General features: G+C 69.5%; 13 protein-coding genes and 4 pseudogenes. 10 read left to right on the top strand and 7 right to left on the bottom strand.

From position 1 onward, the window contains the following. Positions 1 to 195 precede the first annotated feature (195 nt). Positions 196 to 1,164: an AraC-like ligand-binding domain-containing protein gene (locus RM704_RS06265; protein ID WP_033532183.1), complete on the top strand. Its 969-nt coding sequence runs from the start codon at positions 196 to 198 to the stop codon at positions 1,162 to 1,164. Here the strand turns inward: RM704_RS06265 and RM704_RS06260 are convergent. After that, positions 1,097 to 1,648, bottom strand: coding sequence for a DUF8841 domain-containing protein (locus tag RM704_RS06260; RefSeq protein ID WP_311589964.1), 552 nt, complete (start codon positions 1,646 to 1,648; stop codon positions 1,097 to 1,099). The genes RM704_RS06265 and RM704_RS06260 overlap by 68 nt on opposite strands. Positions 1,649 to 1,780: 132 nt before the next feature. Beyond that, positions 1,781 to 1,945: a hypothetical protein gene (locus RM704_RS06255; RefSeq protein ID WP_157856820.1), complete on the bottom strand. Its 165-nt coding sequence runs from the start codon at positions 1,943 to 1,945 to the stop codon at positions 1,781 to 1,783. On the opposite strand from RM704_RS06255, the gene RM704_RS06250 reads away from it, so the two are divergent. Further along, positions 1,944 to 2,720, top strand: a complete 777-nt coding sequence (locus RM704_RS06250; RefSeq protein WP_311589962.1) for a hypothetical protein — start codon at positions 1,944 to 1,946, stop codon at positions 2,718 to 2,720. The two genes, RM704_RS06255 and RM704_RS06250, sit on opposite strands and share 2 nt — an antisense overlap. A gap of 88 nt (positions 2,721 to 2,808) precedes the next feature. Then, positions 2,809 to 3,060: a hypothetical protein gene (locus RM704_RS06245; protein WP_311589961.1), complete on the top strand. Its 252-nt coding sequence runs from the start codon at positions 2,809 to 2,811 to the stop codon at positions 3,058 to 3,060. Between the two features lie 283 nt (positions 3,061 to 3,343). Here the strand turns inward: RM704_RS06245 and RM704_RS06240 are convergent, their stop codons facing one another. Then, positions 3,344 to 3,988, bottom strand: coding sequence for a hypothetical protein (locus RM704_RS06240; RefSeq protein ID WP_157856821.1), 645 nt, complete (start codon positions 3,986 to 3,988; stop codon positions 3,344 to 3,346). Positions 3,989 to 5,156: 1,168 nt separating this feature from the next. Between RM704_RS06240 and RM704_RS06235 the strand changes: the two are divergent. From RM704_RS06235 to RM704_RS06210, 5 genes and pseudogenes are all read left to right on the top strand, one after another. Beyond that, positions 5,157 to 5,293: pseudogene (locus RM704_RS06235) on the top strand (fic family toxin-antitoxin system, toxin component); the annotation flags it as partial. A 57-nt stretch (positions 5,294 to 5,350) separates the two neighbouring features. Beyond that, complete coding sequence (locus RM704_RS06230) at positions 5,351 to 5,647, top strand: hypothetical protein (protein ID WP_311590238.1); 297 nt, start codon at positions 5,351 to 5,353, stop codon at positions 5,645 to 5,647. A gap of 501 nt (positions 5,648 to 6,148) precedes the next feature. Next, on the top strand, positions 6,149 to 8,293 hold the full coding sequence (locus tag RM704_RS06220; protein ID WP_311589957.1) for a HEAT repeat domain-containing protein: 2,145 nt from the start codon (positions 6,149 to 6,151) through the stop codon (positions 8,291 to 8,293). 276 nt (positions 8,294 to 8,569) lie between these two features. Continuing rightward, positions 8,570 to 9,055 (top strand): annotated as a pseudogene (locus tag RM704_RS06215) (transposase); the annotation flags it as partial. A 153-nt stretch (positions 9,056 to 9,208) separates the two neighbouring features. Continuing rightward, a complete protein-coding gene (locus RM704_RS06210) occupies positions 9,209 to 10,015 on the top strand; it encodes a nucleotidyltransferase domain-containing protein (RefSeq protein ID WP_033532188.1) in 807 nt (268 codons plus the stop codon). A 115-nt stretch (positions 10,016 to 10,130) separates the two neighbouring features. Here the strand turns inward: RM704_RS06210 and RM704_RS06205 are convergent, their stop codons facing one another. Then, on the bottom strand, positions 10,131 to 10,340 hold the full coding sequence (locus RM704_RS06205; RefSeq protein WP_033532189.1) for a DUF6207 family protein: 210 nt from the start codon (positions 10,338 to 10,340) through the stop codon (positions 10,131 to 10,133). Positions 10,341 to 10,802: 462 nt separating this feature from the next. Between RM704_RS06205 and RM704_RS06200 the strand changes: the two genes are divergently transcribed. Continuing rightward, positions 10,803 to 11,462, top strand: coding sequence for a M15 family metallopeptidase (locus RM704_RS06200; RefSeq protein ID WP_033532190.1), 660 nt, complete (start codon positions 10,803 to 10,805; stop codon positions 11,460 to 11,462). 43 nt (positions 11,463 to 11,505) lie between these two features. Here RM704_RS06200 and RM704_RS06195 read toward each other — a convergent pair. The 3 genes and pseudogenes from RM704_RS06195 to RM704_RS06185 form a co-directional block, all read right to left on the bottom strand. Continuing rightward, positions 11,506 to 12,610 (bottom strand): annotated as a pseudogene (locus RM704_RS06195) (IS630 family transposase); the annotation flags it as partial. 84 nt (positions 12,611 to 12,694) lie between these two features. Next, complete coding sequence (locus tag RM704_RS45690; protein WP_498076429.1) at positions 12,695 to 13,051, bottom strand: DUF8825 domain-containing protein; 357 nt, start codon at positions 13,049 to 13,051, stop codon at positions 12,695 to 12,697. A 33-nt stretch (positions 13,052 to 13,084) separates the two neighbouring features. Next, positions 13,085 to 13,474 (bottom strand): RidA family protein, encoded by a 390-nt coding sequence (locus tag RM704_RS06185; protein ID WP_033532191.1) that lies wholly within the window; start codon positions 13,472 to 13,474, stop codon positions 13,085 to 13,087. Between the two features lie 72 nt (positions 13,475 to 13,546). Between RM704_RS06185 and RM704_RS06180 the strand changes: the two are divergent. Further along, a pseudogene (locus RM704_RS06180) lies at positions 13,547 to 14,454 on the top strand (LysR family transcriptional regulator). Positions 14,455 to 14,789: the final 335 nt, after the last annotated feature.

The raw sequence follows: 14,789 nt of genomic DNA, 5'->3' as shown, positions 1-14,789 counted from the left end.
TCAGTAGTGCGCAGCCTCAAGGTGACGCCGCATCAGGCGAGGATTCTGTGTGTGCCCGCCGAAGCCGTTGCGCAGCGAGATCGGATATGGCCACACTGATGTCGGGAACCGTCCGTGTCGAGGGGGACTTGTGGGGGAACGGGCCGGGATACTGCCAGGCCGGCTTGATGACCGACGCAGACGAAGGTCTGCCTCATGAGCCCGGTCCTGGACACCGCGTTCATACCACCGCGGGACCGGGAGGAAGTGGTCCGCAACGCGGTGTGGAAATCCATGGTGGCGGTCGATATCGACCACCGTCCTGCGGCTGAGGACATCTCCGTTCGCATCGGGCTCGGCGCCGCGGGGCCCATCAGGATCTGTTCGGCGCGGGCGACCGCGGTCACCCTCCGTCGCACGGAGCGGCTCGCCCGGGAGGACGACGAACCGGCCGTCACCCTCGGTGTTCAGATGACGGGCAGCAGCGTGGTGGTGCAAAACGGTCGTGAGTGCCTGCTGAGGCCGGGGGAATTCGCCGTCTACGAATCGATCGCTCCCTACACACATCTCTTCGACGAGGGAGTCGACTACCGCTTCATCCGTTTCCCCCGCGCAGCACTCGCCCTCCCCGGCCGGTTGCTCCGCGACATCACCGCGGTCCCGCTGGGATCCGACAACCCCGTTGCGCGCCTCGCCTTCACCTACTTCTCCCAACTGGCCGTCACCGACGCATTGCACCAGGGCGTGCACGCCGACGCCGTCGTGGAACCCAGCATCGAACTCCTCCGTGCCGTCCTGACGTCCCAGCACGGCAACTCCAGCCTGGCCAGAGCACCGTTGGAAGCGACCCTCAGCCTGCGGATCACTCAATACCTCCGGGAGCACCTGGCTGATCCCGATCTGTCGGCGGCACGGATCGCCGCCGCACACGACATCTCCGTACGTCATCTCTACGCTGTGCTGTCCCGGTCGGGAATCAGCCTCGGAGACTGGATCCGTACACGCCGCCTGGCCGAATGCAGGCGAGAGCTGGCCGGCCCGAACGGCCGGCTGCGGACCATCGCAGCGATAGGACGGAGCTGGGGCTTCGTGGACGCGACCCACTTCAGCAAGGTGTTCAAACAGGCATACGGAATCTCGCCTCGGGCCTGGCGCGACCAGAACCACCCCCGCACCTCCGCGTGATGGTCTCCGCGCGGCCGCGTTTCGCGTGACCGGCCGCAGCCGCTGTCCTTCCTGGTCGGATGACCTTGTGCCCTTCCGGCAGCCGCCCGGCAAGCCGCTCGGCCTCGGACAGGAAGGCGGGCAGGCCGTACCGTTCGCACGCCGCTTCAGTGAGCACCAGCAGCGGGTCGCCGTCCTTCCCTGAGCCGTGCAGCTTTTCGGACCCGAGCCGCGCCTTGGCCAGCGTCCATTCGATCAGGGCGGGCAGCGACTCAGCGGGAACGTCCACGATCAGCCCGCCCACGCCGTAGCCGGTCACCTGTCGCTCCGCGTCGGCGTCGAGGACGAGCAGCGGACCGTGCGCGTACGCGCCTCCTTGCGCGGCGGTGTTCGCCGGGGCGGCCTTCTTCACAGCGGGACGCCGCGAGCTTTGCGGCGCCCGTTCGGCACGCGGCAGCGACACGGCGGCCGGTGCGTCGACCGCCGCCCGGGATTCCTCGGCCACAGGCGCGGCGGGCGCGGCGGGGGTGACGGCCTTTTCCGCCGTGGTGGCCGTGTCCTTCTGCGGTGCGCCGGTGCTCTCGGGGGCGGGGTAGAGCGTGGCGAGCTGCTTGAGCAGGCGCGCGTACGCCTCCCGCTAGAGGAATGTGGCGGACAGGTCGGCGCGTTGGGCGATGGCGCGGACGGTCAGCCGCCTGCGGTCGCGGCGGAGCTGGCCGATGGCTGTTGTGACGCGGTCCAGCTTGTCCTTGGTCTGCGTGCGGCGGGCGGCGATGGCGGCCGCGGTGTTCGAGGACCTCATGCAGCCTCTCCTTCGTCTTCGTCTTCGCCTTCGCCTTCGTCTTCGTGTCGGGCGAGTTCTGATCGCCGCAGGTGACGGCCTTGCCGGAGGCGGAGCGGACCAACTGCATGAACGCGGGCCACAGTGCGGCCTTGATGCCCGCGTACTCGAAGAAGTACAGCGCTGCAGACTGACCGTCACCCACCACCAGTTCGAACGCTGGCGCGCCAAGCGCTGGCTGGCCCCGGCCGACCAGTGGACCGACCCCGCAACCGGCGCGCTGCGCTACGACATCGTCCACCTGGCCGCATGGCTCGCCGCCCTCTCCAGGACAGGCCGCTCCATGAGCTGGATCGGCTGGACGTTCTGGGCGATCGACGACACCGAACAGAGCGCCTCCCGGCTGCGCCAGGCGGGCATCACCCTGGCCCAGATCCCGCAGGGTGACAGCGACACCGCCTTCGAAGCCCGCCAGGACCTCGCCGAGCAGCTGCTGCAGGGGCGGCGCGCCATCGGACGGGACCTGGACGGTCTCCTGCGCGAGCATGCCGCCACCGCAGGCATCGCCCTGCCCGAACCCGGCACGGTGTCCAACCCCTTCGACGCCACACTGATCCGCGTCGGCGCCCGCCTGCTGACCGGCGGCATGGCCGACGTCAGCCCCGAAGAACTCACCGCTGCCTGGCGCAGCGGGTGGACCGGCCCGCCCGAGGAACTCGACCGGATCATCGCCACCCACCTCGCCGCCGACAAAGCCGGAACCGACCTGCGCGCCCTCTCCCCACTGGCGCACTGACTGCCCGGCCTGGTCCGCGCCATCGAACAAGCGACGCACACTGCTGTGCGAGGCGGTCCACGCCTGCACCAAGGCCTCCTCCACACTGATGAAGCTGCTCATGGAACGCGCCGACGCCGAGATGCCGGCAGAGCTGATGACCGATCCGATGTGGGAGCAATGGGTCCGTGCCGGAGGCATCGCCCCCGCCAGCCGGCTGGGGGAAGCCGCGATCACCATGAGCAGCGTGCAGTACCTCCTCGTCCCCGACTGGGCCGAAGACCTCCACCGCTACCAGGACCTCATGGACCGCCTGCTGGCCGCACTCACCACGCCGCCCCCGGACGGCTGCCCGGTGTGACGCCTTCCTCCCTCACCTCCCGTCCATCGGCGCGGGAGGGCAGGTCCCCGCAGCCGATCGGCAAGACGCGCCTTCGAGCAGCGAGGAGCACAGACGTGCCGGACACCAACCTCCGAGGCGGCTCGGAAGACACAGCAAGGATGCGAAATGGGGCAGGGAGACCATGCACGCGGTGTCACGCCCCTGCTGCTCGTGTACCCCGCACGCTCCGCCACGCCTGCAGGGCGGCAGCACCAGGCAGCCCCATGACCGTAATGCCGATACGGCGGACCTGCCGCATGGGTTACCGGGGCTCGGGGAAGCCAGGCAGCTCCAGTGGTACGGGAGAGGCCTCGGGTCCGGTGACGGAGGGCTGGAGCAGCAGCCGGAACCGCTGTCCGTCGGCGGGCCGTATGGAGACCTCGGCTCCGTCGCCGCGCCCGGCTCCGAGAGCTGCCAGGGCCTTGCCGCCGCTGTCCGGCTCGGCGGCGGCCCGGGGATGGAAGACGAGCACCGGGCCCAGCTCCAGGCGCCGTCCGGCGAACGGAACGGTGAATCCGCCGCACGGCAGCCGCACGGGATGCGGCTCGCCGCTGAGCAGCGCACGTACGACGGGGGAGTCGCGGCCGTTGAGAGTGATACGGGCCCGCGGCAGGAAGGGAGAGACCACGCAGTGCCCGTCAACGAGGAGACGCGCGATGCGCAGGAAGATCCGTTCTTCCGGGGTGCACTCGTCGGGCAGGGCGAAGTACTGCTCGCAGTGACGCTGCACCACCTCCAGGTCTTCGAGGTAGAGCTGTAGCTGTGCGGCCTCCCGGTGCACCGCCTCGGGTGAGGGCGGCACCTCGCCGCCCCCGACAGCGCCTTGGCTCGTACGTACTTCGAAGGCACCGCCGGCCGCGATAAGCCGGTGGATGCGCAGCACCCGCAGGGCAGCAGCCGGCTCCAACCCATCCAGCGGAACGTGAACTTCAGGGACGCCGAGGCCTTGGGGTTGTCGGGCTGAAGCAACTGCAGTCGGCCGCCTGCCAGTTCCCTACGCACCGACCGGCCGGAGCTGCCGCGTCCCAGGTGCTTCAGAGTGCCGGGGTAGGACGCCGTGACCTGCTCGCCGTCCAGGAACACCAGTTCCGCGTCCATCCCGGCCGGCAAGGTTGCCTGCGCCGGATACCACCGCACCTCGACATCCTGATGCTCCCGGGCCAGGAACCAGGGCCCGGTGACCGTCATTTTTCCCACCGCCCCGCGCGGAAGCACCACCTTCTCGTCCAGCCCGTAGCCCAGGCTGCGCCGCACCGCCTCAGCCTGCTCCGGCGCCAGGGGTCCCATCCCGGTCAGAGTGATCACGATGGGCGAGACCTCGTGGGCCCGCGCGTGCTTGCCGCGCAGCATGTGCACCACCATGTCGCCCTCCCGGGCGAAGTCCACAGTCCAATGGTCGTCCAGCCCGTCGACCTGCCCGCCCAGCGCTGTCACCCGGGCGCTCACATCGCCGATGCCGCCCATCAGCAGGGCACGCTCCTGCCCGTACACCTTCGCCGCCTCCAACAGCTGGTCCCGGGTGAACGACGCCTCCACGTCCGCGTGCACCGACAACAGATCATCCAGCTTCGCCCGGTCCCACACCTCCACCTGCACCGCATGTCCGGCCCCCAGAGAGAGCACGAACTCCCGCTCCGCCGCCGTCAGTACGCAGGGCACTACCAGCACCCACTCCTGCGGCCCCTGCCGCATGGCCCGGGAGAACGACTCCCTGATCGACTTGCGCCGACCCTTGAACGATCCGGTCGGAAACCCGTCCAGGTAGTACTTCAGCTGGAAGACCCGAATCCGGGAACCATCGATGGCCTTGATGTCGATTCCGTCGTCCCCGCCCCGCCCGTTGACCGCCTCCACGCGCGCTGAGGCCTCGTACACACGGTGCACCACGGCCTCGACGATCCGGTCGAACCCCGGCTGTCCGACGCGCTCCCACTCAACAGCCACAACCGCCCCCTGACGCGCAAAACAGCACTGGGTCGATGATTCCACCCGGCACTGACAAACTGGGGGCCGCTTTCCGCTGGTCGGTCACCGCCGAGCGGCGCGCTCGGCCATGGTGTGCAGCCGGGCCACACGCAAGAGCCGCCGCCTCCGGCAGGACGTACCTCGAGGCCGCCGGAATCACGGTCTGGCCCGCCCGCGAGGATGCCATCGCCCTCAAGGACCTGTTGCTGGACCCGCTGCCTGCACCGCCGGGAAGATAGCCGTGCTGCACACTGGGGCGGTTCCCGCTGCGGCAGGACACCAACCACCAGGAGAGGGAGCGCAGATGGACGTGGGCTCGGTGCTCGGAAACATAGGCCGGGTGGCGGCCGGCGTGGGCCGGTTCCTGTGGGAGGTGATGACCGCGCCGACCACGGGCACGGAGGATGACGCCCGGGAGGAGATCGGCAGGCTTGCGCAGAGGATCGAGGACGAGGTACCGGAGGAGCTGCGGGACCGGGCGTGGGGTCTGGTCCTGAAGGCGCTGTACGAGGTGCCCCGGGAGATCGAGCAGCTGGTGCAGGGGCACCAGGGGCCGGGCGACGAGGAGGCCGAAGAGCCGCCGGCTCCCCGAGGAACATGAGCACATGACCGCCTGGCCGCCGCGATCTTCGACGGTGACTGGACGGCCGAGGACACCGCGTCAGTGCCCGACCGTAGGGTGCCGGGCGTGGCCCGTTACCGGCCTCGACCCGCAGTTGTAACCACCCACCGGCCCGCACCGCCGCTGGGAAAGCCCGACGGAGAGCAGATCCCGCTGTGTTCCAGGAGACCCCCATCTTCAGCCGCCTCGGCGACGAGCGCGGCGACGTCCCCGCCCAGGTACGGGGCGAAGCCGAACGCATACGACACGGCTTGGCCCGCGTCCTGCGTCAGGCGCCCGCATCCTCCCCGGGCGCACCGCGCAACGCCCCGGGCCCGACGGCTCCCTCAACCGCCCTGTAAGGGCGCGAGGGGCCCGGCCGCTTGCCGTGATCCCGCGCAGCACGCCTCGCCCCTTCGGCCCTGGCCGCGCTGATGGAGTCCTGCGGCCCTGCGCCTGGAAAGGCCCTTGTTGTCAGTGCCGCCTGGCATGGTTCGGATCATGTTCGAAGGACTTGATGACATCGACTGGGCATCGTTGGAGCACGCGTACGGCACCGCCGAGGAGGTACCAGCACTGCTGTGGGCGCTGCGCTCCCCGGACACCGAGGAACGCGGCAAGGCTCTCGACCGCTTCTACGGCGCGGTCCATCATCAGGGCAGCGTGTACCCGTCGACGGCGGCCAGCCTGCCCTTCCTGTTCGAGCTGGCCGCCGACGGCACCACGCCCGAGCGGGCCGCCGTCGTCGCGCTGCTGGTCAGCATCGGCCGGGAGTCCCTCGACCTGGGCTTTGAGGACGACGGCACCGAGATCGAGTACTACCCACCGATGGGCTGCGCGCAGGCCATCGCCTTCCTGCGCGAGCGGGGTGCGCAGTTCGCCGAACTCGCCCGCGACCCCCACCCGGACGTGCGCCTGGCCGCGATCGGCGGGCTCGGACTCTTCCTCGACGACGCCGACCTGGCCGCCGCCGTGCTGCGCGAGCGGCTGGCCGCCGAGCAAGATATCGCGGCGCGGCTGCGGATCGTTCAGGCGGCGGCCACCCTGGCACTGCGCCTGCCGGCGGCCACGCAACAGGTGATGGGCTGGCTCTCCGGGCTCGCCGCCGACCCGGCCCAGGACCCGGTGACCCGGCTCGCGGCCGTGGTCCAGCGAGCCCGCTGCGCCCCGGACGAGATCGGCGAGGACGCCGTGCCGGTCGCCATCGGCCTGCTGCGCGAGACTGCCCACGCCATAACCGTGCGGCCGATCGCACCGGCCCCGAGCCGCCCGGCGGCACCCACGGACACAGTTGCGCCCCAGATCGTCGCCGCCTTCGACGATCTCGACCGGCACACGCGCGTGTACGCACCGACCACCGCCCTGCTGCGTACGTTCCACGAAGCCCTGGGAGCCCGGGTTCCCGAGTGCACCGCGGTGCTGGCCGAGCAGCTGAGCAGCCCCGACCCCGGCTCACGCCTGGACGCGATCCGTATGAGCGGCGAGCTGATGCGCACCTGGCGCGGGGACCATACCCGGCTCCTCTTGCTGATCACCGACCAGCTCACCACGGCCGACCAGGAAGTCGCCGCCGAGGCTGCGGCCGTCCTGGCCTCCTGTCATCCGATCGCAGCCCCGGCCCGGGAGGCACTCGCCGCGCACATCGACGCCCAACGCGCCGCGCACGGCCCTCACGTATGGGCGACCCCCGACGTACTGCTGCGCAGAAGCCACCAGGAGGCCGTCCGGGCTTTGGCGCACCTCGGCGACGCACGCGCGCTGCCGAGTCTGCTGGCCGCGCTGGACAGCGACGTCGACGCCTGGCGTGCGATCCAGTGCGCAGGGCATCTGCCGCAGGCGGCGGACCAGTTGGCGCCCCGGCTCCGCGACCACCTGCACCGGCTCGACCTCTCCCAGCAGTGGAACGAGATGAGCGTCAACGCGATCCTGGCCGCCCTGGCCGCCCTCGCCGATCCGGCCTCGGTTCCTGCGCTTGGGGACACGCTCGGCGCTGCGGTGCGCCACGAGCAGCACGGCGTCACGCGATCAGCCCTGAAGGCGCTGGGGGCGTTCGGCCCGGCGGCAATCGGCGCACGGGACACGATCCGGTCGCTGACCACCGCCACCGACGCGCACGTACGGCCCGCCGCTGTCGCCGCGCTGTGGGCCACCGGCGGTGACCTGGCCGAGGTCATGCCGCTCCTGCTCGGCCTCCTCGACGACCCGATCACCTTCCGGATCAGTGACGCGGCTGATCTGCTCGGCGAGATAGGCCCGCCCGCCTCCCTCGCACTGCCGCGCCTGCGAGGCCTCCTGACACACGGCTACGAATGGGTCCGGGTGCATTGCGCGGCCGCGCTCTGGGAGATCGCCGGCGAGGCCGAGGCACCGCCCGTCCTGGACACACTGCTGCAGGCCATGGCCAAGAACCCCGCAACGGCCAACCACGTGGTGAACTGCCTGGACCGCATGGGCCCCCTCGCAGCACCGGCCCTGCCCCTGCTCCGCGAGCAACTGGCCCAGCCCCGGCGCGGCGGCAGGTTCCAGAGCATCGACCACGACGAGGAACTCCAGCAGGTCAGCCGTACCCTCATCGCCCGGCTCGACCCCCAGGCGCCGGTTGGTCCGCCCACCTCGCCCTCGAAGACGCGCTCCGGCTGCCCCTGACCCGGGCCGGCGCCGAGCACACCCCGGCGCGCGCCCCGGGCACCGCCGCCGAACGCGCGGCCGCGCACCTGGGCGACCGTTACGCCACCGCACTGGCCGCCCTCACAGCTCGCGTCGGCACGGTCCGCCTGCGGCTACCAGCACATCGAGGCGTTCATCGACGCCGCCTACACCGAGGACGTCAGCCGCTCCTTCCCGCTCAGCCCTCCGGGCGCGCCCCGCCTGGTCAAAGGGAGCGGGACGCCCCGATCCGCAAACCGGAGCCTGGAGCCCGAGACTGTCTCCAAAGCCACCCGCGGTTACGACGCGGGCAAGAAAATCAACGGCCGCAAGCGCCACCTGGTCGTCGATACCCGCGGCCTGCCCCTCATGGTCATGGTCACCCTCGCCGATCTGCACGATGCCGCCGCGGCGAAGGAAGGCCTCTTCCGTCTCCGTCTGATGCACCCCGAGATCACGATCGTGTGGGCTGACTCCGCCTACGCGGGCAAGTTCGTCGACTTGGCGAAACAGCACCTCAACCTCACCATCAAGCCGGTCAGTCGCCCGAAGGACGCCTCCACCTTCATCGTGCTGCGCCGCCGCTGGGACGTTGGGAGGTCGCTCGCGATGCACGCACGCCGTCATGCCAGGGACTACGAGCGGCTCATCCAGCACTCCGAGACCCTGATCACCTGGGCTGCCATCACCCCCATGACCAGGCGTCTGGCGCGGAAAGGCGCCACCCCCAGCTGGCCGAGGAAACTCGTGTCGGCCGACAGTTGACGACGCCACTTCGGCCGCGTCCGGCACCTCTTCCGTCCCGTGCTGGCCACCGCTTCTTGCTGACCCAGTCTGGGCGGTGCCATTCGCGGACGCCACACCACCTCGGAAATCCGCTCGGCAGCACACAACAGCACAAGGCACAGTGGCCCCATGAATGAACGAGGGCTGGCCCGCGACGGAACGATCGCACGCGAAGGCGCACTGGACCGAGTGCCGCCAGCGTTCGTCCCCGTCGTCGATGCCGCCCGCGCTCACATCACCAAGACCTTCGGCAGAACGCGCCTGCACAGCGCCTACCTCTACGGCAGCATCCCCCGTGGCACCGCCACCGCCGGCGTCTCCGACCTCGACCTCCAACTCGCCCTCCACGACGAGCCCACCGAAGCCGACCGCACTGACGCCAAAGCAATCGAGGCCGTACTCGACCGTGCATTCCCGCAGATCGATGGCGTCGGGATCCTGCTGACCAGCACGCGGGGTCTGCTCAGCGACGTCGAACGTCACGATGCCGGATTCTTCATCGCCTGTCTCTGCACCCCGTTACTGGGCCCTGACCTCGCAGAACAACTGCCCTGTTACCGCCCCACAGCCCTACTCGCGCGGGAGACCAACGGTGACCTCGCCAGGGTGCTTCGACGCTGGCGTGCCAAAGCAGCCGAAGCCACCACGGACGCCGATCGCCGGACCCTCAGCCGTCTCGTCGGCCGTCGAATCGTCCGCACAGGATTCACCCTGATCATGCCCCGATGGGGCGGCTGGACCAGCGACCTCGACCAGTCCGCCGAGCTCTTCGGCCGCTACTACCCCGAGCGTGTCGAACAGATGCGTATCGCCGCATCCATTGGGCGTGCACCCTCGCCCGACCCGGCGGTGCTCGGGATGCTCATCGACGACCTCGGACCTTGGCTCGCAGCCGAATACACAGCCGTGCACGGCGAGAAAGCCCCGCGTCTCTGACGGGCAGGGTCGGGCCCACGCCATCACTCGACCTTCACCTATCAGCCATCCAGCGAAGCGCGGCCCGGTGCCACGCTCGGCGAACTGCATCTGCCTACTGATTAGAAACACGCACTTATGTGTCGGCGTCCTCGTGCAGGTTCAGGAAGAACCGCAGCCGCACGCCGGGCTCGCCAGGTTCCCGGGTCGTACGGTCCGCCGGCGTCGCCGCGCACCGTGCGGTGAGCAGCTCCTGGATGGCGAACGCCGTCTCGTCATCGGCGGCCGCGACCTCCACTACAGCCAGGCCTGGTACGGCGACATGCGCGTCAGTGATCTCTCTCATGTCTGGCACTACGCGCCGGGGCCCGCAGAAGTTCTCCGATCCTGGCGTCTGCACCCGACCGAGTAGGGCCCTGGGTTGCACTGAGTGTTGCGGTGGAGGTTGCGCGAAACGTTGCGCTGAGGGGTGCGGCAGAGGTTGCGCAGACCGTTACAGCGTCCTGGAGTCCGACCAGGTCACCACAGGCGTACAGGCGTGGTCGGGCCGCTGATATCCCCGTTGCGACCCCCTTCGCCCAAGCCCTGGCTGGAGTTGAGGAGTGGGAGGGCGAGATGAGCGGCGCGGACACTGCCGGGGATCGGGGCGCGCTCGCCGGTGTTGCGCGCCGGGCGGGGCCGCCGCGCCGGAGTCGCCGATGGTGCGGCGGCCGGGGAAGTGGTCGGCGGCTAGTGCTCTGACCAGGAACGTTCGCCGGGTGGTTGAGCAACGTTGTGGTCGTTGACCGCGGTCGGGGATCATCGCGGGATGAGCGAGATCATCTTGATGTCGGATCCGCGGGTAGCAGCTGTCCCCGTGCATGAGTGCGGTGAGCCGCTGGTCGATGTCCGGAGGGGGCCACTCCTTGTGGACTTGCGGAAACAGGACGACTCGGACGCCTTCTTCTACCTGCGGGAAGGCGTGCTGGGGCGTCTGCTCCAGGCGCAGACGCACTTGCCGGCCGGCCTGGGGCTCCTGGTGGTCGAGGGCTATCGCCCTCTGGCGTTGCAGCGGCGCTACTTTGAGAAATACGCGGCTAGATTGCGAGCTGAGCAGCCTGGATGGACCGACGAGCGGATTCGGTCGGCGGCGAGCCGTTTCGTGTCGCCACCGGAAATTGCGCCGCACAGCGCGGGAGCGGCGGTGGATCTGACGCTCGTGGATGCGGGCGGCCGTGAGCTGGATCTGGGTACGCCTATGAACGCGACTCCGGAGGAGAGCGCCGGCGCCTGCTACACCGACGCTGCCGGGATCAGCGCGCAGGCGCGCGCCCACCGGGAGATCCTGGGGCGCGTACTGACGGCCGTGGGCCTGGTGAACTACCCGACGGAGTGGTGGCACTGGTCGTTCGGCGATCGCTACTGGGCGCTGGCCACTGGAGCGGCAAGCGCCTGTTACGGGCCGAGCTTGCACGGCGTGCACGAATGACGTCTCGGCTGAGCCGCGGTAGCCCGTCAGGCTGTCGCAGTGAGGGGCGTCTGCCCCAGCGGATGCCCTTCTCGCTGCGGATGCCGGCGCGCTCCTTGCGCTGGGCGGTGAGCACGTCGGGATGACGGGCGTTGGCGTTGCGCCAGCGCAGATACGCGTGCAGGGCCCGGGTCTGCGCAGGGTGGCCGCGATGGTTTGAATTGGCCAGAGTGAACTGCCGCAGCGGTCCGAAGTGGGCCTCGATCGGGTTGGCCCAGGAGGCGTAGGTCGGGGTGAAGCACAGCTCGACGCGGTTGTTCCTCGCCCAGCGCCGGATGGTCTCGCCCTTATGGGGCGGAGAGGTTGTCCAAGATCACGTAGACCGGGGCGCCGTCTGGGCGAGCCGCGCGGATCGATTTCAGCGCGGCCAGCGTGTTCGTGGCGCCCTTCTTCCTGCGCTTGACGCCCCCCAACCTGTCGTCGCCGAGCGAGTAGCAGCCGTGGAAGTACCGCACCCCGTAGGTGCGATGGTAGGTCGCGGGATGCCGGTCGGGGTGACCGGCAGGGGCCCAGCACGAGCCGGCGGTGTGCCGGATGCCGAGCGGCCCGAACTCGTCGAAGGCGAACACGCGATCCGGGAATCGCTTCAGCACGTGCTCAATGCGGTCGAGCTTGGCGTCAAGCTCCGGGTCTGGCGACTCCTTCCAGGTCTTGGTGCGCTGGAAGGTTATGCCGCGGCGGGTGAGCAGGCACCGTAACGCCTCGCGGCCGATCCGGATCATGCGGCCGTGCACGCGGCGCAGGTAGGCGGCGAGTTTGCGGATGGACCAGCGGGTGAAGGGCTGGCCCAGCCTGGTCGGGCGGGTGGTGGCCGTCTGGACGACGAAGTCCTCGTCGGCAGGACTGAGCAAGCGGGGACGGCCTCCCGCCCACCGAGGGCCCTAACAGGCCAGACCGATCTCGTTGAACCGGTGGATCACGTCCCGGACTGTGTCCCCGTCGGCCTGCACCAGCTTCGCGATCACCGGCACCCGGTTCCCGCCAGCCGAGGCCAGTACCGTCATCGCCCGCCGGAACCGCACCGAACTGGTACTGCCCCGACGCACGATCTGCTGCAGCTTCTGCCCTTCTTGGTCGGTCAACCTGCGCACACGGACAGGCTCAGTCACCACACCACCCAGCGGTCGGATAGGACGTCACCGCACATCCAACCGCCACGACCATCAACCCGGCCAACCTATGCGGTCAGAGCACTAGCTGGAGGCGTCGGCCATCTGCCGCTCGTGGTGGTCCTTGAGCGCGGTACGGGCCGCGAGGACGTCGGCCGCGGTGAACTCGCTCCAGTACGGGTGCGTGACCATCGTCCCGGCGAGTTCGAGCTCCCGCTTCCGTAGCCGGGCGATCTCTGCCGTGTCCTGGGGGTTCCAGCCGGGGGATGCGGGGCGGGACGCGGGCCGCCAGGGCGTGCCTGTTCGCAGGCGGAAGAGGATTCCGTTGATCACCGTGCGATGGTCGCTCCACCGTCCGCCCGGCAATCCGCCGCCGGGCAGCAGTGGTTGGAGCCGTGCCCACTCGGCATGTGTCAGATCGCCCAGCCCGACCTCGGGCACGGTGCCTTCGTTCACCCAGACCGGACTACGTGGTTACGCGGTGATCCGCCGGGCGTACACCTCGATCTCGATCTTCATGCGGGAATCGGCGAGGCCGCACATGAGCATGGTGGCGGCCGGCCGGACCTCTCCGAAGGCGCGACGCAGCACCGGCCAGCAGGGCTCGAAGTCGGCCCGGTCGGGCAGCAGATAGCGCACCCGCACCACATCAGCGAAGGTGCACTCCGCTTCGGTCAAGGCGGCCTCGATGTTGCGCAGGCACTGCTCGGCCTGCTCCACCACGTTGTCCGAGATCGTCATGGTGGTGTAGTCGAACCCGGTCGTCCCGGACACATGAACCCAGTCACCGTCGACCACGGCGCGGGCGTAGCCGATCTGCTCCTCGAACATCGAGCCGCTGAGGATGAAACGTCGCTCTGTCATGCGCCGAACGCTAAGTGACCAGCACTGATACGTCTAATACACTTTCGAGCATGGAGTGATATCTCTATGCGTATGGAGCGCCCTGAACTTCCCCTCCCGCAGCTGCACGCCTTCGTCGTGCTCGCCGAGGAACTCCACTTCGGCCGCGCCGCCACCCGCTTGGGCATCGCCCAGCCGCCGCTGAGCCAGCAGATCCGCCGCCTGGAAGACAAGGTCGGGTACGCGCTCTTCAACCGTGAACCCGGGAATATCGGCCTCACCCCGGCGGGCCGGGAACTCCTGCCCGCTGCCCGGCATGCCCTCACCGACTTGGCAGAGGGCCTGACCGCAGCCAGAGAAGTCGGCAGCGGCAGGGCTGGCCGCCTGCGGATCGGCTTCGCCGCCTCCCTCGCCCTCACTGTCCTCCCCGGCCTGCTGCGCACCTTCCGGGAACGGTTTCCCGCCGTGGACCTGGACATCCAGGAGATGACCACCACACCGCAACTGGCCGCTCTGCGCGAAAGGACGATCGACATCGGCCTGTTGCGCGAACCGCCCGCCCATGACGCGGACCTCGGATTCAAGACCGTGTTGACCGAACCGTTCGTGGCCGTCCTGCCCTCCTCACACCCACTCACGGCACAACGGACCGTCAGAGTCGAGCAGTTGGCAGAATGCCCCTTCGTGCTCCTGCCCCGCGCCGTCGGCCCGCCGCTGTACGACCAGATCACCAACCTGTGCACCGCTGCGGGCTTCACCCCCCAAGTGACCCAGCACGCCGTGGAATGGCAGACCGTCTGCGCCCTGGTGGAAACCGGCCTGGGCGTATCACTGGCCCCGGAGAGCATCCGCCGCATCCGCCTCAAGGGCGTCGCCTTCCGCGGGATCGAGCCCGGCACCGCGCGCACACGAGTCGCCGTCGCGTGGCGCAAGAACGATGCAAACCCCCTGGTCTACGCCTATTGGCAGTTCTCAATCAAAATCCGCCGGACAGGCCCTAGCCGACAGGCCGATGATGAGACGTCGGCCGGTCGAGACCCCTCTTCCCCATGCTCAGCGCATTCTCCTGGGCACCCGTGCGGAGCCGGCGCAGACCACCGGCCTTCCGGGGCGAGCCTCCCGGATCGCCGCCGGCGCTAGTAGTGATCGTCTTCGCACGGGTGATGTCCCCACTGCAGGGAACCGTGGGTGCGGTCAACCAGAATCTCCCCGTGGTTGAGGGCGTACGGAGCTGCTGCCATCTCCGGATCCGCCTTGATGATGGCGAGAGCCCGTCCGGCGACGTTCAAGTCGATGACGCCCTCGGCGCCCAGAAGCATCTGGTCGAGGTATGCGG

This window comes from Streptomyces gottesmaniae (genome assembly GCF_031845845.1).
Lineage (GTDB): Bacteria > Actinomycetota > Actinomycetes > Streptomycetales > Streptomycetaceae > Streptomyces > Streptomyces akebiae.
This window is presented reverse-complemented; position numbering and strand designations above follow the sequence as displayed.

Bases quoted from the DNA above. Each gene is read 5' to 3' on its own strand.
- RM704_RS06265 (WP_033532183.1), top strand. From the start codon at position 196: ATGAGCCCGGTCCTGGACACCGCGTTCATACCACCGCGGGACCGGGAG.
- RM704_RS06250 (WP_311589962.1), top strand. From the start codon at position 1,944: ATGCAGCCTCTCCTTCGTCTTCGTCTTCGCCTTCGCCTTCGTCTTCGT.
- RM704_RS06255 (WP_157856820.1), bottom strand. From the start codon at position 1,945: ATGAGGTCCTCGAACACCGCGGCCGCCATCGCCGCCCGCCGCACGCAG.
- RM704_RS06245 (WP_311589961.1), top strand. From the start codon at position 2,809: ATGAAGCTGCTCATGGAACGCGCCGACGCCGAGATGCCGGCAGAGCTG.
- RM704_RS06230 (WP_311590238.1), top strand. From the start codon at position 5,351: ATGGACGTGGGCTCGGTGCTCGGAAACATAGGCCGGGTGGCGGCCGGC.
- RM704_RS06220 (WP_311589957.1), top strand. From the start codon at position 6,149: ATGTTCGAAGGACTTGATGACATCGACTGGGCATCGTTGGAGCACGCG.
- RM704_RS06210 (WP_033532188.1), top strand. From the start codon at position 9,209: ATGAATGAACGAGGGCTGGCCCGCGACGGAACGATCGCACGCGAAGGC.
- RM704_RS06205 (WP_033532189.1), bottom strand. From the start codon at position 10,340: ATGAGAGAGATCACTGACGCGCATGTCGCCGTACCAGGCCTGGCTGTA.
- RM704_RS06200 (WP_033532190.1), top strand. From the start codon at position 10,803: ATGAGCGAGATCATCTTGATGTCGGATCCGCGGGTAGCAGCTGTCCCC.
- RM704_RS06185 (WP_033532191.1), bottom strand. From the start codon at position 13,474: ATGACAGAGCGACGTTTCATCCTCAGCGGCTCGATGTTCGAGGAGCAG.